This window comes from Dankookia rubra (genome assembly GCF_004355005.1).
Lineage (GTDB): Bacteria > Pseudomonadota > Alphaproteobacteria > Acetobacterales > Acetobacteraceae > Paracraurococcus > Paracraurococcus ruber_A.
This window is the reverse complement of record NZ_SMSJ01000004.1, coordinates 87,714-109,091: the sequence shown is the minus strand read 5'-3', so window position 1 is coordinate 109,091 and position 21,378 is coordinate 87,714. Positions and strand designations below refer to the sequence as shown.

General features: G+C 70.2%; 23 protein-coding genes. 16 read left to right on the top strand and 7 right to left on the bottom strand.

Annotated features, from left to right (window positions below; genetic code table 11):
• Positions 1-61 precede the first annotated feature (61 nt).
• Positions 62-1,687: a GMC family oxidoreductase gene (locus E2C06_RS04965; protein ID WP_133287473.1), complete on the bottom strand. Its 1,626-nt coding sequence runs from the start codon at positions 1,685-1,687 to the stop codon at positions 62-64.
• 121 nt (positions 1,688-1,808) lie between these two features.
• Here E2C06_RS04965 and E2C06_RS04960 point away from each other — a divergent pair, with 121 nt between their 5' ends.
• A complete protein-coding gene (locus E2C06_RS04960; protein WP_133287472.1) occupies positions 1,809-3,221 on the top strand; it encodes an FAD-binding oxidoreductase in 1,413 nt (470 codons plus the stop codon).
• 57 nt (positions 3,222-3,278) lie between these two features.
• Here E2C06_RS04960 and E2C06_RS04955 read toward each other — a convergent pair whose 3' ends face one another.
• Positions 3,279-4,688, bottom strand: coding sequence for a dipeptidase (locus E2C06_RS04955; RefSeq protein ID WP_133287471.1), 1,410 nt, complete (start codon positions 4,686-4,688; stop codon positions 3,279-3,281).
• Positions 4,689-4,784: 96 nt separating this feature from the next.
• On the opposite strand from E2C06_RS04955, the gene E2C06_RS04950 reads away from it, so the two are divergent.
• Positions 4,785-5,789, top strand: coding sequence for an NAD(P)-dependent oxidoreductase (locus tag E2C06_RS04950; protein ID WP_133287470.1), 1,005 nt, complete (start codon positions 4,785-4,787; stop codon positions 5,787-5,789).
• 129 nt (positions 5,790-5,918) lie between these two features.
• Here E2C06_RS04950 and E2C06_RS04945 read toward each other — a convergent pair whose 3' ends face one another.
• From E2C06_RS04945 to E2C06_RS04935, 3 genes are read right to left on the bottom strand one after another with little or no spacing between them, the layout of a single operon-like run.
• On the bottom strand, positions 5,919-6,338 hold the full coding sequence (locus E2C06_RS04945; protein WP_133287469.1) for a YciI family protein: 420 nt from the start codon (positions 6,336-6,338) through the stop codon (positions 5,919-5,921).
• Between the two features lie 19 nt (positions 6,339-6,357).
• The gene (locus tag E2C06_RS04940; protein ID WP_165982220.1) at positions 6,358-6,825 is read right to left on the bottom strand and encodes a VOC family protein; all 468 of its coding nucleotides are present in this window, start codon (positions 6,823-6,825) and stop codon (positions 6,358-6,360) included.
• Positions 6,826-6,829: 4 nt separating this feature from the next.
• Positions 6,830-7,252, bottom strand: a complete 423-nt coding sequence (locus tag E2C06_RS04935; RefSeq protein WP_133287467.1) for a VOC family protein — start codon at positions 7,250-7,252, stop codon at positions 6,830-6,832.
• A gap of 82 nt (positions 7,253-7,334) precedes the next feature.
• Between E2C06_RS04935 and E2C06_RS04930 the strand changes: the two genes are divergently transcribed.
• The 4 genes from E2C06_RS04930 to E2C06_RS04915 all read left to right on the top strand — a co-directional run bounded on the left by E2C06_RS04930 (position 7,335) and on the right by E2C06_RS04915 (position 10,758).
• A complete protein-coding gene (locus tag E2C06_RS04930) occupies positions 7,335-8,000 on the top strand; it encodes a winged helix-turn-helix transcriptional regulator (protein WP_206664437.1) in 666 nt (221 codons plus the stop codon).
• 110 nt (positions 8,001-8,110) lie between these two features.
• Positions 8,111-9,175 carry an amidohydrolase family protein gene (locus E2C06_RS04925; protein ID WP_133287465.1) on the top strand — a complete coding sequence of 355 codons (1,065 nt, stop codon included), beginning with the start codon at positions 8,111-8,113 and terminating at the stop codon, positions 9,173-9,175.
• Positions 9,172-10,281, top strand: a complete 1,110-nt coding sequence (locus E2C06_RS04920) for an amidohydrolase family protein (protein ID WP_133287464.1) — start codon at positions 9,172-9,174, stop codon at positions 10,279-10,281. Before E2C06_RS04925 ends, E2C06_RS04920 begins: the two co-directional genes overlap by 4 nt.
• Positions 10,282-10,344: 63 nt before the next feature.
• Entirely contained in the window at positions 10,345-10,758 is a 414-nt protein-coding gene (locus E2C06_RS04915) for a Rieske (2Fe-2S) protein (protein WP_133287463.1), read from the top strand.
• 22 nt (positions 10,759-10,780) lie between these two features.
• On the opposite strand, the gene E2C06_RS04910 is transcribed toward E2C06_RS04915, so the two are convergent.
• Together E2C06_RS04910 and E2C06_RS38610 are read right to left on the bottom strand one after the other, a co-directional pair.
• Positions 10,781-11,641 (bottom strand): SDR family NAD(P)-dependent oxidoreductase, encoded by an 861-nt coding sequence (locus E2C06_RS04910; RefSeq protein ID WP_133287462.1) that lies wholly within the window; start codon positions 11,639-11,641, stop codon positions 10,781-10,783.
• Positions 11,642-11,913: 272 nt separating this feature from the next.
• Complete coding sequence (locus E2C06_RS38610; RefSeq protein ID WP_206664436.1) at positions 11,914-12,051, bottom strand: hypothetical protein; 138 nt, start codon at positions 12,049-12,051, stop codon at positions 11,914-11,916.
• Positions 12,052-12,116: 65 nt separating this feature from the next.
• Here E2C06_RS38610 and E2C06_RS38605 point away from each other — a divergent pair, with 65 nt between their 5' ends.
• From E2C06_RS38605 to E2C06_RS04865, 10 genes are all read left to right on the top strand, one after another.
• Entirely contained in the window at positions 12,117-12,584 is a 468-nt protein-coding gene (locus tag E2C06_RS38605) for a hypothetical protein (protein WP_206664446.1), read from the top strand.
• Positions 12,585-12,687: 103 nt separating this feature from the next.
• Positions 12,688-12,870: a hypothetical protein gene (locus E2C06_RS38600; protein ID WP_206664435.1), complete on the top strand. Its 183-nt coding sequence runs from the start codon at positions 12,688-12,690 to the stop codon at positions 12,868-12,870.
• A 38-nt stretch (positions 12,871-12,908) separates the two neighbouring features.
• Positions 12,909-13,229 carry a preprotein translocase subunit SecG gene (gene secG / locus E2C06_RS04900; RefSeq protein ID WP_133287461.1) on the top strand — a complete coding sequence of 107 codons (321 nt, stop codon included), beginning with the start codon at positions 12,909-12,911 and terminating at the stop codon, positions 13,227-13,229.
• Between the two features lie 132 nt (positions 13,230-13,361).
• Positions 13,362-14,996 (top strand): CTP synthase, encoded by a 1,635-nt coding sequence (locus tag E2C06_RS04895; RefSeq protein WP_133287460.1) that lies wholly within the window; start codon positions 13,362-13,364, stop codon positions 14,994-14,996.
• Between the two features lie 111 nt (positions 14,997-15,107).
• Positions 15,108-16,040 carry a hypothetical protein gene (locus E2C06_RS04890; protein WP_133287459.1) on the top strand — a complete coding sequence of 311 codons (933 nt, stop codon included), beginning with the start codon at positions 15,108-15,110 and terminating at the stop codon, positions 16,038-16,040.
• Positions 16,041-16,053: 13 nt separating this feature from the next.
• Positions 16,054-16,323 (top strand): hypothetical protein, encoded by a 270-nt coding sequence (locus tag E2C06_RS04885; RefSeq protein WP_133287458.1) that lies wholly within the window; start codon positions 16,054-16,056, stop codon positions 16,321-16,323.
• A 102-nt stretch (positions 16,324-16,425) separates the two neighbouring features.
• Positions 16,426-17,703 (top strand): phosphopyruvate hydratase, encoded by a 1,278-nt coding sequence (gene eno, locus E2C06_RS04880; RefSeq protein ID WP_133287457.1) that lies wholly within the window; start codon positions 16,426-16,428, stop codon positions 17,701-17,703.
• A gap of 124 nt (positions 17,704-17,827) precedes the next feature.
• Positions 17,828-18,160, top strand: coding sequence for an FtsB family cell division protein (locus E2C06_RS04875; RefSeq protein ID WP_133287456.1), 333 nt, complete (start codon positions 17,828-17,830; stop codon positions 18,158-18,160).
• Positions 18,161-18,967: 807 nt separating this feature from the next.
• A complete protein-coding gene (gene pdhA / locus E2C06_RS04870; protein WP_193560423.1) occupies positions 18,968-19,933 on the top strand; it encodes a pyruvate dehydrogenase (acetyl-transferring) E1 component subunit alpha in 966 nt (321 codons plus the stop codon).
• A gap of 1 nt (position 19,934) precedes the next feature.
• Positions 19,935-21,365: a pyruvate dehydrogenase complex E1 component subunit beta gene (locus tag E2C06_RS04865; RefSeq protein ID WP_133287454.1), complete on the top strand. Its 1,431-nt coding sequence runs from the start codon at positions 19,935-19,937 to the stop codon at positions 21,363-21,365.
• Positions 21,366-21,378: the final 13 nt, after the last annotated feature.

Here is a 21,378-nt window from a genome sequence, read left to right as displayed (position 1 = left end):
GCTCCGTCGGGCCGGCGATCCACGTCCTGCGTGTCGCCACGCGGGACGATCGCGGGCCGGATCAGGCCGCCAGCCTGACTTTTGCCGCGGCCTTGATCATGTCGGCGCATTTCTCGCCGATCATGATGCTGGGCGCGTTGGTGTTGCCGGAGACCACGGTCGGCATGATCGAGGCATCGGCGACCCGCAGTCCCTCGATCCCCCGCACCCGCAGCTCCGGGTCTACCACGCTGGCCGGGTCGCCACCCATGCGGCAGGTGCCGCTCGGGTGGTAGATCGTGTTGCCGGTGCGGCGGATGAAGCCGAGGATGTCGTCGTCGCTCGCGGCGGCCGCGCCGGGTACGATTTCCTCCTCGACGATGCCGGCGAAGGCGCGGGCCTGGGCCAGGCGGCGGCCGAGCTTGATACCCTCCACCATGCAGCGCCGGTCGGTCTCGGTCGCCAGGTAGTTGGCGTGGATCAGCGCCTTCTGCATCGGGTCGCGGCTGGCGAGCGTGATGGTGCCGCGGCTTTCCGGACGGAGCTGGCAGGCGCTGATGGTCATGCCAGGGAAGTCATGCAACTCCAGCATGGTTTTCGAGGTGCTGAAGGGCAGGAAGTGGTACTGCACGTCAGGCGTCCCGCTGCCCGGCAGCACGCGGGCAAAGAGGCCCGCGGTGCCGGCGCTGACGGTCAGCGGGCCGGTGCGGCGGAGCGCGAATTCGGCGCCCATCATCGCCTTGCCGAAGAGGCTGGCGACGCGCTCGTTGAGGCTGCCCGGCCCCTTCACCCGGAAGGCCAGCCGGGCCTGGAAATGGTCCTGCAGGTTGCGCCCGACCTGCGCCAGATCGTGCACCACAGGTACGCCGATATCCTGCAGGTGCTCGGCCGGCCCGATTCCGGACAACAGCAGCAGATGCGGGGAGGCGATGGCACCGGCCGAGAGGATCACCTCGCGTTCCGCCTTGATGGTCAGCGTCGCACCATGCCGGGTGAAGGAGACGCCGGCGGCGCGGCGACCTTCCATCACCAGGCCGTTGCTATGCGCGTCGGTGACGACGATGAGGTTCGGCCGGCTGCGCGCCGGCTTCAGGTAGGCGGAGGCGGAGGAGCAGCGCCAGCCGTTGCGCGCCGTCACCTGGAAGAAGCCGGCGCCTTCCTGGTCGGCCCCGTTGAAGTCGTCGTTGCGCGGGAAGCCGAGCTCGGCCGCGGCGTCGATGAAGGCGAGCGCCAGAGGGTTGCGGTCGCGCAGGTCGGAGACGGCGAGCGGCCCGCCCTTGCCATGCAGGTCGGAGGCGCCGCGCTCCTGGTCCTCGGACCGCTTGAAGTAGGGCAATACGTCCTCAAAAGACCAGCCGGTGCAGCCGAGCTGGCGCCAATGGTCGTAGTCGGCGTGCTGGCCGCGGACATAGAGCAGCCCGTTGATCGCCGAGGAACCGCCGAGGGTGCGGCCGCGCGGCCAGGGGACGCGGCGGCCTTCCAGCTCCGGCTCCGGTTCCGTCACCAGGTTCCAGGACAGGGTCGGGTGATACATGGTCTTGGCATAGCCGATCGGGACGTGCAGCCAGGGGCTCCGGTCGCGCGACCCGGCCTCGAGCAGCACGACGCGGACGGATGGGTCCTCCGAGAGCCGCGCCGCGACGGCGCAGCCGGCCGAGCCGGCGCCCACCACAACATAATCCGCGCTCAGCGGCACGCCGTCGCTCATACGCCCATTCCCTTGTGCATCGCAGCATCTCCCTCACCCGTCGGCTGCAGTGAAGCGCGGCGCGGTCCGACAGGCCAGGGGGGTTGAAGCGGCGCCCGGCGCGGCGGAGGATGCCCCCACAATGAGTCTGCTCGACATGCTGGCCGACGCCGTCGGCCCTAGGAACGTCCTCCGCGATGCCAACGACATCGCTCCCTATGCCGTCGATTGGCGTGGCGCCTACCGCGGCCAGCCGCTGGCGGTCGCCCGCCCCGGCTCCACGGCCGAGGTGGCGGAGGTGGTAAGGCGCTGCGGCGCCATGGGCCTGTCCATCGTCCCCGCCGGCGGCCGCACCGGGCTTGCGGGCGGCGCAGTGCCGGCGGCAAACGGGCCGCCCGCGGTGGTGCTGTCGCTCGAACGGCTCAACCGCATCCGGAACGTGGATGCGCGCGACTTCTCCCTGGTGGCGGAAGCCGGCTGCGTGGTGCAGACGGTGCAGGCGGCCGCGGCCGAGGCCGGGCGGCTGTTTCCGATCCAATGGGGCGCGCAGGGCACGGCGCAGATCGGCGGCATGCTGTCGACCAATGCCGGCGGCATCCGGACGCTGCGCTGGGGCAATGCGCGCGAGTTGGTGCTGGGGCTGGAAGTGGTGCTGCCGGATGGCCGCGTCCTCGACGACCTGCGGCGGGTCCGGAAGGACAATAGCGGCTATGCGATGCGGCACCTGTTCATCGGCGGGGAGGGGACGCTGGGCGTCATCACCGCCGCGGCGCTGCGCATGGTCCCGGCGCTGAAACGTGTCGAGAGCGCCTTTGTCGCGGTGCCGAGCCCGGACGCGGCGCTCTCGCTGTTTTCCCGCGTCATGGGCAGCGGCGCCGAGCTGATCGGCTTCGAGCTCTGCGCCCGCTTCTGCATGGAGATGGCGGCGAAACACGGCGTCGGCCTGCGCATGCCGCTGCCGCTGGAGGCACCCTGGTACGTCATGGTGGAGATAGCCGCGGCGCATGAGAGCGTGCCGCTGCGCGAGATGCTCGAGGACGCGCTGGGCGCCGCGATCGAGAGCGGGGAGGCGGTGGACGCCGTCATCGCCGAGAGCGAGGCGCAGCGCGCGATGATCTGGAAGATCCGCGAGGACTACCCGGATTGCTCGCGGCGCGACAGCCCCTCGGTCGGCACCGACACATCCGTGCCGGTCTCGGCCGTGCCGGACTTCGTCAATACTGCGGAGCGGGAGCTGAAGGCGCGTTGGCCGGAGGGCCGGATGGCGGCGATCGGCCATGCCGGCGACGGCAACATCCACCTGTCGCTGCATGCGCCGGCGGACTGGCCGGGCGATCGCGCCGCCTGGGTCGAGCGGGCAGGGGAGATGGAGCCGCTGGTCAATGCCATCGCGGTCTCGCTCGGCGGCAGCTTCTCCGCCGAGCACGGCATCGGCCAATCGAAGCGTCACGCCATGGCGACGCACAAGGACCCGATCGCGCTGGAATTGATGCGTACCTTGAAGGCGGCGCTCGACCCGGTGGGGCGGATGAACCCGGGCAAGGTGCTGCCCTAGGCAGCACCCCGCGCCGGCGGAGCCCGCAAAGCCCGGGTCAGGCCCGCGCCGCCCGTTTCAGGCGGTGCGCCCGGCGATCTCCGCCAGCAGCCGCGCATGGCTTCGGGCGCCCTTGTGCAGGCAGCGGAACTCGAATTTCTCGTTCGGGCTGTGCACCTGGTCGTCGGTCAGCCCGAAGCCGACCAGCAGGCTGTCGAGGCCGAGCAGCCGCTGCATGCTCTCGACCACCGGGATCGAGCCGCCGCAGCCCATCAGCACCGCGGGCTTGCCGTATTCTTCCGTCAACGCGGTGCGGGCGGCGCGGACCCAGGGGCTGTCGGCCGCGACCTCGATCCCCGGGGTGGTGCTGAAGACCTGGACCTCGGCCGTGCAGTCGGCCGGCAGGCGCTCGGCGACGAAGCGGCGGATGCTTTCGGCCACCTTCTGCGGGTCCTGGCCGGGGACCAGGCGGCAGGACAGCTTGGCATGCGCTTCCGAAGCGATGACCGTCTTGCTGCCATCGCCCGTGTAGCCGCCCCAGATGCCGTTCAGGTCGGCGGTCGGCCTGGCCCACATCCGCTCCAGCGCGCCGCGGCCGCGCTCGCCGGCCGGGACGGACAGGCCGACCTCGCCAAGGAACTCCGCCTCGTCGAACCGCAGCGCATCCCATTCGACGCGTTGCGCATTGGTCAGCTCCCGCACACCGTCGTAGAAGCCGGGCAGCTGCACACGGCCGTCGGCATCGTGCAGCCCGCCCATGATCTGGCTGAGCAGGTTGATCGGGTTGCGCGCGGCGCCGCCATAGATGCCGCTGTGCAGGTCGCGGGACGCCGCCTTCAGGTCGACCTGCGCATAGACCATGCCGCGCAGGCTGGTGGTGATGGCCGGCGTGTCGATGTCCCACATCCCGGTGTCGCTGATCACCGCGACATCGGCCTTCAGCTCCTCCCGGTTGGCGGTGAGGAAGGGGTCGAGGCTTGGGCTGCCGACCTCCTCCTCGCCCTCGATCAGCACGGTGATCGCGCAGGGCGGGCCGCCGGCAACCAAGTGCCAGGCGCGCAGGGCTTCCAGCCACATGGCGCACTGGCCCTTGTCGTCCACCGCGCCGCGGGCGACCACGCGCGGCCCGTGCGGGCCCTCGACCACGACGGGGTCGAAGGGCGGCGAGGTCCAGAGCGCCAGCGGGTCGGCCGGCTGCACGTCGTAATGGCCGTAGAACAGCAGGTGCGGGGAAGCTTTTCCCCCTGGTCGGCCCGGGCCGGGATGGTGGCCGACGACCACGGGATGGCCGGCGGTCGGGCGGACCTCGGCGGCGAAGCCCATGCCCTGCAATTCGTCGCGTACCCAGCCGGCGGCGCGCAGGCAGTCGCCGGCATGGGCCGGCTGGGCGCTGATGCTGGGGATGCGGAGCCAGTCGATCAGCCGCGCCTCGGCAGCGGCGGCGTTTTCGTCGAGATGCGCCAGGATGGCGGGGAGCGGATGCGGCATGTCGCCAATCCAACACGCCACGCCGCCGCGGCCAAGCCGCGTTGCGCCCCTGGCGGGGGCATGGGAGGGATGCGCCAACAAACGAGGGAGCGCGCCATGAAGGTCTACCTGACCCATACCGCCGATGCGCTGGCGAACTACTACGGCGAGCGCGCCCTGGCGGCGCTGCGGCAGGTCGCCGAGGTGCGGCTGAACGGGACCGGCCGTCACCTGGCAGGGCGGGAGCTGGCCGAGGCTGCCGCGGGGTGCGAGGCCATCGTCAGCTACCGGCAGTCGCCGGGCGAGGCCGAGACCTTCCGGCATGCCCCCGATCTGGTCGCCTTCCTGCGCTGCGCCGTGGACATCCGCAACGTCGACCTGGCCGCGGCCAGCGCGGCCGGCGTGCTGGTGACCCAGGCGACGCCGGGCTTCATTCCCTCGGTCGCCGAGCTGGTGCTGGGGCAGATGGTCGACCTGGCGCGCGGCGTCAGCGAGGCGGCGTCGGCCTACCAGCGGGGAGAGGTGCCGGCGGCGCGGATGGGCCGGCAGCTCAACGGCGCGACGCTCGGCATCATCGGCTATGGCGCGATCGGGCGTTACCTGGCGCCGCTCGGCCTGGCGCTTGGGATGCGGGTGCTGGTGGCAGATCCGCATGCGGCGCCGGATGATGCGCGGCTGGACCACGTGCCGCTGGAGCGGCTGCTGGCCGGGAGCGATTTCGTCGTCTGTCTGGCGGTCGCCAACGAGCAGACCGAAAACCTGATGGACGCCGCCGCCTTTGCCCGGATGAAGCCGGACGCGTTCTTCGTGAACCCCTCGCGCGGCAACCTGGTGGACGAGGCGGCGCTGCTGGCGGCGCTGGATGGCGGGCACCTCGCCGGCGTCGCCATGGACGTCGGCCGCGCGCCGGACCAGATGCCGACCCCGGCACTGGCCGCGCATCGGAAGGTGATCGCCACGCCGCATGTCGGCGGCCTGACCCCCTCGGCGATCGAGCACCAGGCCTTTGACACGGTGCGGCAGGTAACGGCGCTGGCGCGGGGCGAGGTGCCGGACCATGCCGTGAACGCCGCGGCGGCGACGCGGCTGTCGCGCATGGGCATCACGCCACCGGCGGCCTAGCCGGAGGAGGAGGGTTAGGGAAGGAAAAGTATTTCCTCCCCAAGCCCTACCCTTCCTTTTGCGAATCGAGGCCCGTCTCGGAAAAATAGACCAGGGGTCCGGGGAGAATACTTTCTCCCCGGCCTTGCTTCACCCCGCCACCTGATCCCGCAGCCGGGCCTCCGCCGCGGCGATCTCAGGCGTCAGCGCCGCGCCGAAATCCGCCATCTCGAAGAGTGGGCGGACCTCGATCTCGCTCGGCCCGGGCATCGGGTTGGGGCAGCGCTTCGCCCAGGCGAGCGCCTCCTCCATGTCCTTGACCTGCCATAGCCAGAAGCCGGCGACGAGTTCGCCGGTGGCGGCGAAGGGACCGTCGATCACGGTGCGGGACGCGCCGTCGAAGGCCACGCGCTTGCCTTTCGAGGAGGGATGCAAGCCCTCGCCTGCCAGCAGGATGCCAGCATCGGCCAGTTCCTGGTTGAACCGACCCATGGCCGCGAGAAGCTCGGGCGAGGGCATAAGGCCGGCCTCGCTGTTTTTGGTTGCCTTCACCAGCACCATTACGCGCATTGCCCTGTCTCCCCGTGGGTCATCCCTCGAAGGCTTGCTGCAGGGTTGGCAGGTCTATCTTCACCATGCCCTGGATCGCCTGGTTCAGCCGCGCGGCCTGGGATGCATCGGCCTTCGCCAGGAGGTCGGCGACGGGGCCGGGTACGACTTGCCAGGAGATGCCGTAGCGGTCGGTCAGCCAGCCGCACTGCACTGGCTTGCCGCCTTCCAGCAGCCCGTCCCACAACACATCCACCTCCGCCTGGGTCGCGCCGGTGAGGAAGAGCGAGAAGGCATGGGTATGCGCCACCTCATGCGGCGGGTTGAACAGCATCACCTCCTGCCCCGCGAGCACGACGGTGACGGCGATCAGGCTGCCCTCGGCGCCCATGCGCATTTGGCCGCGGATCTCGGCCGGCTGCCCGGCACGCCGGAAGGCGGCGAGGTAGAAAGCGGCCGCTTCCTCGGCCTTCCCGGGGATCCAGACGCAGGGTGCGAGCGTCGCCATCGGCTCAGCCCTTCGCCATGGCGGCCTGTGCAGCCGCCAGGTCCATCCACATGACCTCCCAGACATGGCCGTCCGGGTCCTCGAAACTGCGGCCGTACATGAAGCCGTGGTCCTGTTTCGGGCCGGGGTCCATGCCACCGCCGGCCGCGCCGGCGCGCTCGACCATTCCGTCCACCTCGGCGCGGCTCTCGGCGGAGACGCAGAGCAGCACCTGGCAGGTCGCCTTGGCATCCGGGATAGACTTGGTGGTGAACTGCCGGAATTTGGCGTGGGTCAGCAGCATGGTGTGGATGGTCTCGGAGAGGACCATGCAGGCGGCGGTATCGTCCGAAAATTGCGGGTTCTTCTCCGCCCCCACGGCTTCGTAGAAGGCGACCGCCCGCGGCAGGTCCGCGACGGGCAGGTTGACGAAGATCAGTTTGGCCATGCGGCTATCCTCCCGGTTCGTTCGACAAGCCTGCACCTCCGAGTTATAAATTGCTACCATGAAGTCAGAAAAACGGAGTGAGTTGCAGCCGAGGCCTCGTCGCTACGAGGATGCCTGCGCCGCCGCCCATGCGCTTGACCTGGTGGGGGACCGCTGGGCGCTGCTGGTGATGCGGGAATTGCTGCTGGGCCCGCGCCGCTTCGGCGACCTGCGGGCCAGCCTACCCGGCATCAGCGCCACCGTCCTGGCCCAACGGTTGGAAGAGCTGGAGGCCGTGGGAATCCTTCTTCGCCGGAAATTGGCGCCGCCCGCTGGTGTCCAGGTCTATGTGCTGACCCAATGGGGGCTGGAGAGCGAGCCGATATTCCAGGCGCTCGGCCGCTGGGCGGCGCGGTCGCCGCGGCACGACCCGACCCTGCCGATCAGCGCGGTCTCCTTCCTGTTGTCGCTCCGGACCATGCTGGACCCGGACCGGGCGGCGGGGCTGCGGGCGCGGATCGGCTTCCGGCTGGGGGAAGGGGAGTTCGCCGGGGACCTCGCCGAGGGCCGCATCGAGATCGCTGCCGGCCCGGCGGACCCCGCCGACCTCATCCTGGCGGGCCCGCCCGCGGTGCTCGCCGCCGCGATCTATGGCGGCGTGCCGCTCGCGGCGTTGGAGGCGGAAGGCATCGTCGAGGTCGCGGGCGACCGTGGGCTGGCGGCGCGCTTCGCCACGCTCTTTCCATTGCCGGACAAGGCCTTGCCCTGATTCCGGCCTGCCTCCTGGTCGGTCGACCAAGGCCGGCGCTTGCCGTAGCACCCCGATCGGGCTGATATACCAGTCCGGCCCCCGGGAGGGCCGCGGGAACGGGAAACTGCATGTTCAGCGGCTATCGCCCAATCGATTGCGACCTGCATCCGATGGTGCCAGGGATGCAGGCGCTGACGCCCTACATGGACGCCTTCTGGGCCGACCAGGTGCGGGAGCGCGGGATCACCACGCTCGACAGCCAGTCCTGGCCGGTGAACTCGCCGAAGACCATCCGCGCCGACTGGCGAGGCGCGGGCGGCCGCGGCGCCGGGACCGTGGACCAGCTCCGCGCCCAGGTGCTGGACCGCTTCGGCGTCGTGACCGGCATCCTCAACCCGCTCTACGGCGTGCAGCTCGTCCTCAACCAGGACATGGCGGTCGCCTTTACCCGGGCGCTGAACGACTGGACCCGGGCGGAATGGCTGGACCGCGACGACCGCCTGCGTGCCTCCATCGTCCTGCCGATGCAGAACGTCGCGGCGGCGGTCGAGGAGATCGAGCGGCTCGGCCCCGATCGCCGCTTCGTCCAGGTGCTGGTGCTGGCAATGGGGGAGAACCCGCTGGGCAAGCGGCAGTACTGGCCGATCTACGAGGCCTGCGTGCGGCACGGGCTGGCGCTCGGCATCCATGCCGGCAGCGCCTATCGCCACCCGCAGACCTCGGTCGGCTGGACCTCCTGGTACCTCGAGGAATACGCCGCCAACCAGCAGGGCTTCCAGAGCACCCTGGCCAGCCTGATGACCGAAGGCGCGCTGGTGAAGCACCCGGAGCTCAAGGTTGTGCTGCTGGAATCCGGTGTCACCTGGCTTCCGGCATTCCTTTGGCGCCTGTCGAAGACCTGGAAGGGCGTCCGCTTCGAGATCCCCTGGGTGGACCGCCTGCCGGCCGAGATCATCCGTGACCAGGTCCGCCTGACCGTCCAGCCGCTGGACGCGCCGCAGGAGCAGGTGGAGCGAATCCTCGACCACCTGCGTTCGGACCGCATGCTGCTCTGGGCCTCCGACTGGCCGCATTGGCAATTCGATGGCGACGCGGCGGTGCCGCCCGGCATCCCGTCCGCACTGATGCCTAAACTGATGCGCGAGAATGCGCTCGCCACCTACGACCGCCTCCGGGAAGGAGCCTTGGCATGAATGTCATCCAGCCCATCCAGGTGCCCGGCAAGCCCGCCGCGGCGACCCTCGGCCTGATCGACGTGGACATCCATCCGCGGCCCAAGGCGATCACCGAGTTCAAGCCCTTCATGTCGGATCGCTGGTGGCAGCACCTGCAGACCTGGGGCATGCGCCAGCGGCACGGCTTCACCGGCGGGCAGCCGCCCTTCCCGAAGGCGCAGCCGCTGGCCTCCCGCCGCGACGCCTGGCCGCCCACCGGCGGCACCCCGGCCTCCGACCTCGACTTCCTGCGCTTCCAGCTCCTGGACAACTACGGCACCGATATCGGGGTGCTGAACCCGCTGCAGCCGAGCGGGCAGGGCGACCGCAACAACGCCTTCTCCGCCGCCATGGCCCACGCCGTGAACGAGTGGCAGCTCGAGCACTGGCTGCGCAAGGAACCGCGCCTGCGCGGCAGCATCGTGGTGCCCTATGAGGACCCCGCCGCCTCCGCCGCCGAGATTCGCAAGCGCGCCGGCGACCCGAATTTCTGCCAGGTCCTGATGATGAGCCGGACCGCCGAGCCGGCCGGCAACCCGCGCTACTGGCCGATCTACGAGGCCGCTGCCGAGGCCGGCCTGCCCGTCGCCTTCCATGCCTTTGGCTATAGCGGCTGGGCCATGACCAATGGCGGCTGGCCGAGCTTCTACATCGAGGAGGTCTCGGAGCACGCCACCTCCTGCCAGAACCAGGTGATCTCCCTGGTGGTGGAGGGCGTATTCGAGCGCTTCCCCGACCTGAAGATCATCCTCATCGAATGCGGCTTCGCCTGGCTGCCCTCGGTCGGCTGGCGGCTGGACCAGGCCTGGAAGAGCCTGAAATCCGAAGTGCCGCACCTCACGCGCCTGCCCTCCGAACAGATCCGCCAGCACATCTGGGTCTCCACCCAGCCGATGGAGGAGCCGGAGCGCGGCGCCCACCTGCTCGACATCATGGAATGGGTCGGCTGGGACCGGATCCTGTTCGCCTCGGACTACCCGCACTGGGACTTCGACGATGCGCGCTCGGCCATGCCGGGCGTGGTGCCGGCGGAGAAGCGGGCGGCGATTTATGGCGGGAATGCGCGGGCGCTCTACCGACTGTAAGGCCAGGGGGGGAGAGCAATGCTCTCCCCCGGACCCCCTCTCACCTTTTTCTGTGAGTCTGCCGTGCCCAAGCATGTCGTCTGCGCCGTCGCCGATATTCCGCCGGGCGAGCGGAAGCTGGTGGAGGCGGAGGGGAAGCGGATCGTCGTCTTCAATCTCGGCGGCGAGTTCTTCGCGCTGAGCGACCGTTGCCCGCACCAGGGCGGCAGCCTCTGCGCCGGGCTGGTCAGCGGCCATGTCGAGAGCCCGGAGCCGGGCGTCTACCACTACGGCCGGCGCGGGGAGATGATCCGCTGCCCCTGGCACTACTGGGAATTCGACATCCGCACGGGGAAGAGCTGGTTCGACCCGAAGCGGGTGCAGGTGCGGCAATACGCGGCGCATGTGGAAAGCGGGGCGGCCCTGGCGGAAGGGCCGTATGTGGCGGAGACCTTCCCGGTGCGGGTCGAGGACGCCTACGTCGTGGTGGAGGCCTGAGGGGCAACTGGGCGCTGCGCGCTCAACTCGCGGCTCCCCTGTCCAGGAAGTCCTTGAAGGCCTCGGCGTGGTCGGGATGCCAGCGCGAGAGCGGCGGGCGGTTCTCCACGATGTCGCCGGCGGCCCAGAGGATGCGCCGCTCGTCCAGCGACCGCGGCACGTCGTTGTCGGGGCACAGGATGTAGAAATCTCCGGCCTCCAGCCGCTCCAGCATGAACCCCACCGTCTGGTCCGGCGTCCAGGCGGCGTCCGGCTTCTCGGTCCGGCCATTCGCCGTCAGCGGCGTGAAGACGAAACCCGGGATCAGCAGGTGCGCGGTCACTTTGCAGTCCGGCGTGTTGCGCAGCGTGTGCTGCAGCGCCTCGGTCAGCGCCTTCACCCCGGCCTTTGTGACGTTGTAGGCCGGGTCGCCCGGCGGCGTGGTGATCCCCTGCTTGGAACCGGTGTTGATGATCAGCCCCGGCCGCTTGCGGGCCACCATGCGGGGCATGAAGATCCGCGTGCCGTGGATCACGCCCCAGAGGTTCACGCCGATGATTCGCTCCCAGGCCTCGGCGGTGCCGGGCAGGGCGCTGCCGGGCTGCACCCCGGCATTGTTCATCAGCACGTCGGTGCCGCCGAAGCGGTCGCGGACCGTGGCTTCCAGCCGTTCCACCGCCTCGGCGCGGCTTACGTCGGTGGCCACCGCCAGCACGCTCGACGCTCCGCCCGGCGCCGCAGCGGCGACGACCTCGGCCGCGCGCGCGAGCCGCTCCCCGCCGAGGTCGGCGATGCAGACGCTCAGGCCGAGCCCGGCCAGACGCGTCGCCGCGGCCAGGCCGATGCCGGAGGCGCCACCCGTGATCACGGCCACGCTTCCCGGGACAAGGGCGGGATGGGTCATCGTTCGTCTCCTGGCTGCGGCAGGGCAACGCGTACCGGCGCGCCGGTTCCCGGTGCGGTCGCGGTAGGCCATGGCAGCCTACCAGGTGGATGGCAGTCCGGCGCAGGGGTGGGCCGCCGCGCGGCAAACGCCGCCCATCACCCCGCATTCGCGCATGCATGCGAATCGGCTGGTGCTGCAAATGGCTTCCTCCGCCCGGCGACCCGCACCCGGCCGCCGCGATGAACCTCCGCGACACCACTGTCGCCGCGCTTGCCCGCCTTTCCGCAGCACTAGCGACCGCGAAGCTGCTCGGCCTCGTCCAGGGCGATCTCGCCGCCCTCGCCGCGCAGGTGGAGGAGGCCGCCGCTGCCCCACCGCTCGATCGCTGCCTCCGCATCATCAGCAGCGTGCTGTCCGTCTATGCCCACCCGGTCGCCCGCCCGCGCTATGACGCGCCGGCGCTGCGCGACCTGGTCGAGACCGGCCTGCCGCCATCGGGGCCCGGGCCCATGCGGCCGGCCTCCGGCTTTCCCTGCATCCCGGCCAGTACCGCGTCCTTTCCACTCGGAACCCGCAGGCGCTCGCCAACAGCGTCGCGGAGCTCGACTATCACACGGAGGTCATGGGGCTGCTCGGCCTCGCCGGCGGCTGGCACCCGATGGGCGCGCACATCAACATCCATGGCGGCGCCCGCGCCCCGGGCACCGAGGGATTCTGCCGCGGCTTCGCCCTGCTGTGGGAGGCCACCCGCAACCTGCTGACGGTCGAGAACGAAGAGATCTCCTACGGCCTCGACGACCTGCTGCCGTTCGCGGACCTATTGCTCATCGTGCTCGACCTGCACCATCACTGGTGCTTCACCCAAAGGGCAGCACATCGCCCCCGACGACCCATGCATCGCTCACGTCGCGGCAAGCTGGCGCGGCACCCGTCCGCTCGGTCACCTGAGCGCCCCGCGTGAGGACCTGCTGCCCGGCGGCCTCGACCCGGACAGGCTGCCCGACCATGCCGTCCTCCGCGCCGCCAGCGTCCCGGCCCGCGAACTGCGCCGCCACTCCGACCGCATGTGGAACCACGCCCTCAATGGCTGGGCCCTCGGCCATCTCGGCTGGGCGGACCTGGAGGTGGAGGCGAAGGCCAAGAACCTGGCCAGCCACGACTTGGCGGAGGCGGTGCGGGCGGCCGCCGTGGCCCGCCCGGGGCGGCCCGCGCCGCGAAGGGTGGCTTCCGGCGCGCCGAGCCTGTAGAACCCGCAGCCTCGCCGTACCGGACCCTCGCGCAGCCCATGGCCACCGTCCTCCTCATCATTCACCTCTTCGTGACCCTCGCCCTGATCGGCGTGGTGCTGCTCCAGCGCTCCGAGGGTGGCGGGCTCGGCGTCGGCTCCTCCCAGGGCATGGGCGGCTTCATGACCGGGCGCGGCACGGCGAACCTGCTCACCCGCACCACGGCCGTTCTCGGCACCGCCTTCTTCGCGTTGTCGCTGACCCTCGCCATCATGGGCCGCGGCACCACCGGCCCGCGCTCGATCCTCGAAGCGCCGCCGGCCGCGACCGCCCCCGCGCTGCCGGCCACGCCGCCGGCCCCGAGCGTCCCGACGAACTGAGGCCTGCGGCCCGGCAGCGCCGAGTCGCGCCTCCGCGCAAGCCCGGCTTTTGCAACATCCCCCGCGAATGCATGGCCGCTCCCTCACACTGCGGGTAGCGGCGGCGCGCCGCACGCGGTAAGCAGGGCACCCATGGCGCGGTTCGTATTCATCACCGGCGGCGTGGTCTCCTCCCTCGGCAAGGGCATTGCAGCGGCGTCGCTCGGCGCGTTGTTGCAGGCCCGTGGCTACAAGGTGCGGCTCCGCAAGCTCGATCCCTATCTCAACGTCGATCCCGGGACGATGTCCCCGTATCAGCACGGCGAGGTTTTCGTTACCGACGACGGTGCGGAGACCGATCTCGACCTCGGTCACTACGAGCGCTTCACCGGCGTGCACGCCAGCAAGGCGGATAACTGGACGACGGGGCGGATCTACTCCGACGTCATCGCCGCCGAACGGCGCGGCGACTACCTCGGCGGCACCGTCCAGGTCATCCCGCACATCACCGACAAGATCAAGGAAGTCGTCCAGGCCGAGACCGACGGCTACGACTTCGTCCTGGTCGAGGTCGGCGGCACTGTCGGCGACATCGAGTCGCTCCCCTTCCTCGAGGCGATGCGCCAGCTCTCGAACGAGATGGGGCCGCAGCGCAGCCTCTTCGTCCACCTCACCCTGGTTCCCTATATCGGCTCGGCCGGCGAGTTGAAGACCAAGCCGACGCAACATTCGGTCAAGGAACTGCTCGGCCTCGGCATCCAGCCGCAGATCCTGCTCTGCCGCTGCGACCGGCCGATCCCGGAGAACGAGCGCCGCAAGATCGCGCTGTTCTGCAACGTGCGGCCCGAGAGCGTGATACCGGCGCTCGACGCCAGCACCATCTACGGCGTGCCGCTGCAGTACCACGCGGAAGGCCTCGATCAGGAAGTGCTCCGCCATTTCGGCCTGAGCGCCTATGGCGAGCCTGACATGCGGCGCTGGGAGGGCATCGTCCATTCCCTGCAGCAGCCCGAGGGCGAGGTCACCATCGCCGTCGTCGGCAAGTATACCAACCTGCTCGACAGCTATAAGTCGCTGGCCGAGGCGCTGACCCATGGCGGCATCGCCCACAATGTCCGGGTCAAGCTGGACTGGGTCGACTCGGAAGTCTTCGAGCGCGACGAGGAGGCCGTCGCCCGGCTCGAGGGCGCCAGCGGCATCCTGGTGCCCGGCGGCTTCGGCGAACGCGGCACCGCCGGCAAGCTGGAAGCGGTCCGCTTCGCCCGCGAACGCAAGGTGCCTTTTTTCGGCATCTGCTTCGGCATGCAGATGGCGGTGATCGAGGCGGCGCGGAACCTGGTCGGCCTCAAGGGCGCCTCCTCCACCGAGTTCGGCCCCTGCGAGCATGCGGTGGTCGGGCTGATGACCGAATGGCTGCGCGGCAATGCGCTGGAACGCCGCAACGCGGCCGGCGACCTCGGCGGCACCATGCGGCTCGGCTCCTACCTGGCCCGCCTCGGCGAGGGGACGCTGGTGCAGCAGGTCTATGGCGGCGCCACCGACATCACCGAGCGCCATCGCCACCGCTACGAGGTGAACGTCAACTACAAGGATCGGCTGGAGGAGGTGGGGCTCCGCTTCTCCGGCATGTCCCCGGACGGCGCGCTGCCCGAGATCGTCGAATACCCGGACCACCCCTGGTTCATCGGCGTGCAGTTCCATCCCGAGCTCCGCAGCAAGCCCTTCGAGCCGCATCCGCTGTTCCGCGGCTTCATCGGCGCCGCGATCCGCCAGGCGCGGCTGGTCTGACCCGCTCCGCAGGGCCAGGCAAGGCCGTGTGGAGCGATCATGACGGGTCGTTAGCTTGACGTGACGCTCGGGGCCGGCGTCACTGCCCGCCTGATTGAAGGCGAGACCCTCATGCTCCTGCGTCGCAGCCTGGTGCTCCTCCTGCCCCTGCTGGCCATAGGCTGCGCCGCCGGTGGCGCGCGGAAGGACCCGTCATCGCCGCTCGCCCTCCGCCTCGGCAACGCGCTGGAAGCGGCCGACCCCAACGCCGATTCCCTGATCCTGCGGATGGATTCCTTCGAGCGCATGGCGCAGCGCGAGGACGCCGCGATAGGCTTCGCCGCAGGCGGGCGCCAGGCCGGGGGTCCGCGACTTTCCCCGGCAGCTTCGGGCGCGGCCGAGGCCGCCGGCCAGGTGCTGATGCCGGGCCTCACCGCGCTTGGCGACTATGCCCACGGCCTGGCACAACTGGCAGGCGGCGAGGCGATCGAGCCGCGCTCCGGCCCCGCCGGTGCCATGCTGTCCCGCGCCGCCGCGGAGGGGCTGCAGGCGGTCCGCCGGACGAGCGGCACCGTGCCGCCCGAGCCGGTGCAGGCCGCCGGCCTCGCCGGCATCGCCGCCCTTTCCGACCTGCCGGACCGCATGGCTACTGCCGGCGGCGTGACCGTGCCCGCCATGGTGGCGGAGGCGGCGCCGCATCTGACCGCCGTCACCGCACTGCTGCGGGCGGTGATCGGCACGGAGCCGGGCCAGGGCACCCGCGGTGCCCTCCGGGCGCGGCGGGAGGGGCTGGATGCCGTCCAGGCCCGCTTCCTGGCCGCCGTCGCCGCCGACCGGCGGCTAGGCCCCGGGGAACGCTACACGATCTTCCGCAGCGTCGCCGAGCAACGTGAGGACGATCCCGCCCAGGGCAGCTTCAGCGCCCTGGTCGACCTGCTCGGCACGCTGGAGGCGGCGCATGCCGCCCTGGCAGCCGGCGCGCCCGACGCGGACCAGCGGATTGCCGCCTTCGAGGCCGCGGTGGCGCGGCTCGGCGCCATGGCCGAGGCCGCCAGGCGGGGCTGACGGGGCACGCCCGATGCGCCGCGCGGCCGGGCGGCTGCTGCTGGCCGGCGGGCTGCTCGCCTTCCTCGGCCTGGCCGGGGCCGCGGTGCTGGGGCTGGCGCCCTTCGCCCCGTTCTGGGCCTTCCTGTCCTGCGCCGCGGCCATGGCGGGACTCGCCCTGCGCCAGTCGGAGGTCCCCGAGGGTACCGACCAGGGCCCTATCGCGGGCCTGGACGGAGCCCTGTCGGACGGCGGTGGCACCGGCGCCGGCGATTCGGGCGGCGATGGCGGCGGTACCGCCTAGCCCCGGAACGCTGCCAAGCCGGTGACATGCCCCTGCCAACCCCTTGCCCCTGGCGCGGGACCGTCTTATGGCCGGCGCACCCCAAGCGACCCGGAGACGCGCATGTCCGCCATCGTCGACATCATCGCCCGCGAGGTCCTCGACTCGCGCGGCAACCCGACCGTGGAAGCCGAGGTCCAGCTGGACAGCGGCGCCGTCGGCCGCGCCATCGTCCCCTCCGGTGCCTCGACCGGCGCGCACGAAGCGGTCGAGCTGCGCGACGGCGACAAGTCCCGCTTCGGCGGCAAGGGCGTGCAGAAGGCCGTGGCGAATGTCGAGGGCGAGATCTTCGACGCCCTCTCCGGCATGGACCCGGAGGAGCAGGTCCGGATCGACGAGACGATGATCGAGCTGGACGGCACGCCGAACAAGGCGCGGCTCGGGGCGAATGCCATCCTGGCGGTCAGCCTGGCGGTGGCCAAGGCGGCGGCCGAGGACCTGGCCCTGCCGCTGTATCGCTATGTCGGCGGCGTATTCGCCCGCACCCTGCCGGTGCCGATGATGAACATCATCAATGGCGGCCAGCACGCCGACAACCCGATCGACATCCAGGAATTCATGATCATGCCGGTCTCGGCCGGCACCGCCGCCGATGCCGTGCGGATCGGCGCCGAATGCTTCGCGGCGTTGAAGAAGCAGCTGCACGACGCCCACCACAACACCAACGTGGGCGACGAGGGTGGCTTCGCCCCGAATATCGGCTCGGCGGACGAGGCGCTGTCCTTCATCGCCCGCGCCTGCGAGGCCGCCGGCCACCGGGTGGGTGAGGACATCATGTTCGCCCTCGACTGCGCCTCGACCGAGTTCTACCAGGACGGCGTCTACAGGATGGAAGGCGAGGGCAAGAGCCTCGATTCCGCAGGGATGGTCGACTATCTCGCGGCGCTCTGCGCCAAGTGGCCGATCATCAGCATCGAGGACGGCATGTCCGAGGATGACTGGGCCGGCTGGAAGCTGCTGACCGAGAAGCTCGGGGCGAAGGTCCAGCTGGTCGGCGACGACCTGTTCGTGACGAACCCGGAGCGCCTCCGCCAGGGAATCGAGACCGGCACCGGCAATGCCATCCTGGTCAAGGTCAACCAGATCGGCACCCTGACCGAGACGCTGGAGGCGGTCGAGATGGCGCATCGCGCCGGCTACAAGGCGGTGATGAGCCACCGCTCCGGCGAGACCGAGGACGCGACCATCGCCGACCTGGCCGTCGCCACCAATTGCGGGCAGATCAAGACCGGCTCGCTCTCGCGCTCCGACCGGCTGGCCAAGTACAACCAGCTGATCCGGATCGAGCAGCAACTCGGCAGCGCCGCCCGCTATGCCGGCCGGGGCATCCTGCGCCGCTGAACCGGACTGTTCCGGCCTTTTGGGGCCAGGGTCGCTTCACGATCGGGCCCTGGCATACGATCCCGCTTGCCAAAACGCTCCGGCGCTGATTCTCTGCCGCCGGACAGCTTGGGGTTGAGGGTTCATGTCGTTTGGCCGTGCGCTGAAGCGCCGGATGCGGGACGCGATACTGCCGGTCGCCTTTGCGGCGCTCTGCGGCTATTTCGCCTGGAATTCCCAGCAGGGCGATTTCGGCCTGGTGGCGCGCGAGCAGAAACTGGCAGACATCGCCCAGGCCCGTGCCACGCTGACCAAGGCGGAGGCCGACAGGGACGCACTGGAACGGCGGGTCACCGGCCTGCGCGGCGACCGGATCGATCGCGACCAGCTTGATGAGCGGGCGCGGACCCTGCTCAACCTGGTCGGCAAGGACGAGATCGTCATTCCCTACGAGCCCGGCAAGCGGCTGTTCCAGTAGGCCACGTCAGCGCGCCGGCGGCGCCGCCGGGCTGCGTCAACCGCCCGGCGCCACCGGGGCAAGCAGGTCCTGCGCGGCCCGGAAGCTGCGCACAGCATGGCCCCGCCCGGGCCACGGCGGCAGCACCCGCCGGGCCAAGGCAAGATGGGTCTGCCGCTTCCACAGACCCGGATCGCGATGCGGCAGTGCGTACCCTCCGCCAGACCGCGCCGGTGCGACTTGGGGTGGTGGGAGCCGGAGACCGCGTCGAAGCCGGGCGCGACGTCGCCGAGGACGAGCCAAGGCGTCACAATGGGCGGGACCATCTCGCGTGCCAGGCGCTTGCGGGCCCGGTGCAGCCCGCGCCGGTTCAGCGCCGGGTCGCCGAGCAGCGGATTGGGGATCAAAGGACTTCGCCCCGCCGGCGAACATCAGGGCATAGAGTGGTGCAAGCAACCAGCGGACCGGCGCGGGCAGCGGCATCTTCCCTGTAGCTTGGCAGTATCGCGAGAGGGCCAGTACCTTTCGAACGGGCGGGAAGCTGCGCATGAGGGGCGATAATCTTCGCGGTCCTTGCGCCGCTGCAGGGTTCCCCGCAACGGTTCCCAGGCGGTGGTGTAATACCAGACGCAGCCGTTAACTTGTATCGAGTTAATCGTCGTATTGCGTTGCAGCATCGAGCTTTTTTTCGCTTCGCTGTCGCTTGTCCCGGAGCGCCGGGTTGCGTAGATCACGCTGACCGGAGACGAGAGGGGAGCCGTCAGCATGGCCCAGGCAGCGGAAACCGCGGGCGCCAAGCGCCGCACGCGGACGGCGAAGGAGGCCCCAATGACGCGGGACCAGCTCCTCCAGGCCTATCGCGACATGCTGCAGATCCGCCGCTTCGAGGAAAAGGCAGGCCAGCTCTACGGCATGGGCCTGATTGGCGGCTTCTGCCACCTTTATATCGGCCAGGAAGCGGTCGTCGTCGGCATGCAGGCCTGCCTCGAGCCGGGTGACCAGGTCATCACCTCCTACCGCGACCACGGGCACATGCTGGCCACGGGCATGGAGGCGCGGGGCGTCATGGCCGAGCTGACCGGGCGTGCCGGCGGCTATTCGCGCGGCAAGGGCGGCTCCATGCACATGTTCAGCCGCGAGAAGGGCTTCTATGGCGGCCACGGCATCGTCGGCGCCCAGGTTTCTCTCGGCGCCGGCCTCGCCTTCTCGAACTGGTACCGGGAAAGCCGCAACGTCTCGCTTACCTATTTCGGCGAGGGCGCCTCCAACCAGGGCCAGGTCTATGAGAGCTTCAACCTGGCGGCGCTGATGAAGCTGCCGGTGATCTTCATCATCGAGAACAACAAGTACGGCATGGGCACCAGCGTGGAGCGCGCCAGCGCATCCCGTGACCTGTCGAAGAACGGCGCCCCCTGGGGCATCCCGGGCGAGCAGGTGGACGGCATGTCGGTGATGGCGGTGAAGGAAGCCGGCGAGCGCGCCGTTGCCCACTGCCGCGCCGGAAACGGCCCCTACCTGCTGGAAATGAAGACATACCGCTACCGCGGCCACTCCATGTCCGACCCGGCGAAGTACCGCACGCGGGAGGAGGTGCAGAAGATGCGTGAGCAGTCCGACCCGATCGAGACGGCGCGCAAGATGCTGCTGGAGCAAGGCGCGACCGAGGCCGACCTCAAGAAGATCGACGATGAGGTGAAGGCGATCGTCCAGGAAGCGGCCGATTTCGCGCAGTCCAGCCCGGAGCCGGACGAGAAAGAGCTCTGGACCGACATCCTCATCGAGGAGGCCCGCTGAGATGGGCGTGCAGATCCTGATGCCGGCGCTGTCGCCCACGATGACCGAGGGCAAGCTGGCCAAGTGGCTGAAGCAGGAAGGCGACGCGGTGAAGTCCGGCGACGTGATCGCCGAGATCGAGACCGACAAGGCGACCATGGAAGTGGAAGCCGTGGATGAAGGGACCCTGACGAAGATCCTGGTGGCCGAGGGCACCGAGGGCGTCTCGGTCAACTCGCCGATCGCCGAGCTCGACGGCGGCGGCGGCGCGGCCTCCAAGGGCGCGGCGCCAGGCGCCGACACCGCCATGCCGCAGCATCCGGCGCCGCCGGCGGCGGCCAGCCCCGCGGTCGGCGAGGTGGCGAAGCAGGCCGAGGATTACGGCACGGTCGCCCAGCGCGGGACGGATCGCAAGGAAGGCGCGGCCAAGATGGGCGAGGCCGCGGCGGCGCCCGAGAAGGACTGGGGCCCGACCAAGCCGATGACGGTGCGCGAGGCCTTGCGCGATGCCATGGCAGTCGAGATGCGGGCCGACGACAAGGTGTTCCTCATGGGCGAGGAGGTCGCCCAGTACCAGGGCGCCTACAAGATCAGCCAGGGCCTGCTGGACGAGTTCGGCCCGCGGCGCGTCATCGACACCCCGATCACCGAGCACGGCTTCACCGGCATGGCAGTCGGCGCGGCGATGACGGGCCTCAAGCCGATCGTCGAGTACATGACCTTCAACTTCTCGATGCAGGCGATCGACCAGATCATCAACAGCGCCGCCAAGACGCTGTACATGAGCGGCGGCCAGCTCGGCTGCCCCATCGTCTTCCGCGGCGCAAACGGCGCGGCGGCGCGCGTCGCGGCGCAGCACAGCCAGTGCTACGCGTCGTGGTACGCGCATGTGCCGGGGCTGAAGGTGGTGGCGCCCTGGTCCTCGGCCGATGCGAAGGGCCTGCTGCGGGCAGCGATCCGGGACCCGAACCCGGTCATCGTGCTGGAGAATGAGATCCTCTACGGCCATACCTTCGACTGCCCGACGGCCGAGGATTTCATCGTCCCGATCGGCAAGGCCAAGACCGAGCGCGCCGGCCGCGACGTGACGATCGTCGCCTATTCCATCGCAGTGACCTGGGCGCTGGCGGCGGCGGACGAACTCGCCAAACAGGGGATCGAGGCGGAGGTGATCAACCTGCGTTCCATCCGCCCGCTGGACAGCGAGACCATCGCGGCCTCCGTCAAGCGCACCAACCGGCTGGTGACGGTCGAGGAGGGCTGGCCCTATGCCAATATCGGCACCGAGGTGGCGATGCAGGTGATCGAGGCGGCCTTCGACTGGCTGGACGCCCCGCCGGTGCGCGTCTGCGGCAAGGACGTACCGATGCCCTATGCGGCGAACCTCGAGAAGCTGGCCCTGCCGACCACCGCAGAGATCGTCGATGCGGTGAAGCGCGTGACCTACAAGTAAGGGGGCGGGACCC

What these genes read in the sequence shown, in the direction of transcription:
- E2C06_RS04965 (WP_133287473.1), bottom strand. Translation starts at nt 1,687, where the DNA reads ATGAGCGACGGCGTGCCGCTGAGCGCGGATTATGTTGTGGTGGGCGCC.
- E2C06_RS04960 (WP_133287472.1), top strand. Translation starts at nt 1,809, where the DNA reads ATGAGTCTGCTCGACATGCTGGCCGACGCCGTCGGCCCTAGGAACGTC.
- E2C06_RS04955 (WP_133287471.1), bottom strand. Translation starts at nt 4,688, where the DNA reads ATGCCGCATCCGCTCCCCGCCATCCTGGCGCATCTCGACGAAAACGCC.
- E2C06_RS04950 (WP_133287470.1), top strand. Translation starts at nt 4,785, where the DNA reads ATGAAGGTCTACCTGACCCATACCGCCGATGCGCTGGCGAACTACTAC.
- E2C06_RS04945 (WP_133287469.1), bottom strand. Translation starts at nt 6,338, where the DNA reads ATGCGCGTAATGGTGCTGGTGAAGGCAACCAAAAACAGCGAGGCCGGC.
- E2C06_RS04940 (WP_165982220.1), bottom strand. Translation starts at nt 6,825, where the DNA reads ATGGCGACGCTCGCACCCTGCGTCTGGATCCCCGGGAAGGCCGAGGAA.
- E2C06_RS04935 (WP_133287467.1), bottom strand. Translation starts at nt 7,252, where the DNA reads ATGGCCAAACTGATCTTCGTCAACCTGCCCGTCGCGGACCTGCCGCGG.
- E2C06_RS04925 (WP_133287465.1), top strand. Translation starts at nt 8,111, where the DNA reads ATGTTCAGCGGCTATCGCCCAATCGATTGCGACCTGCATCCGATGGTG.
- E2C06_RS04920 (WP_133287464.1), top strand. Translation starts at nt 9,172, where the DNA reads ATGAATGTCATCCAGCCCATCCAGGTGCCCGGCAAGCCCGCCGCGGCG.
- E2C06_RS04910 (WP_133287462.1), bottom strand. Translation starts at nt 11,641, where the DNA reads ATGACCCATCCCGCCCTTGTCCCGGGAAGCGTGGCCGTGATCACGGGT.
- E2C06_RS38600 (WP_206664435.1), top strand. Translation starts at nt 12,688, where the DNA reads ATGTGGAACCACGCCCTCAATGGCTGGGCCCTCGGCCATCTCGGCTGG.
- secG (WP_133287461.1), top strand. Translation starts at nt 12,909, where the DNA reads ATGGCCACCGTCCTCCTCATCATTCACCTCTTCGTGACCCTCGCCCTG.
- E2C06_RS04895 (WP_133287460.1), top strand. Translation starts at nt 13,362, where the DNA reads ATGGCGCGGTTCGTATTCATCACCGGCGGCGTGGTCTCCTCCCTCGGC.
- E2C06_RS04890 (WP_133287459.1), top strand. Translation starts at nt 15,108, where the DNA reads ATGCTCCTGCGTCGCAGCCTGGTGCTCCTCCTGCCCCTGCTGGCCATA.
- E2C06_RS04885 (WP_133287458.1), top strand. Translation starts at nt 16,054, where the DNA reads ATGCGCCGCGCGGCCGGGCGGCTGCTGCTGGCCGGCGGGCTGCTCGCC.
- eno (WP_133287457.1), top strand. Translation starts at nt 16,426, where the DNA reads ATGTCCGCCATCGTCGACATCATCGCCCGCGAGGTCCTCGACTCGCGC.
- E2C06_RS04875 (WP_133287456.1), top strand. Translation starts at nt 17,828, where the DNA reads ATGTCGTTTGGCCGTGCGCTGAAGCGCCGGATGCGGGACGCGATACTG.
- pdhA (WP_193560423.1), top strand. Translation starts at nt 18,968, where the DNA reads ATGACGCGGGACCAGCTCCTCCAGGCCTATCGCGACATGCTGCAGATC.
- E2C06_RS04865 (WP_133287454.1), top strand. Translation starts at nt 19,935, where the DNA reads ATGGGCGTGCAGATCCTGATGCCGGCGCTGTCGCCCACGATGACCGAG.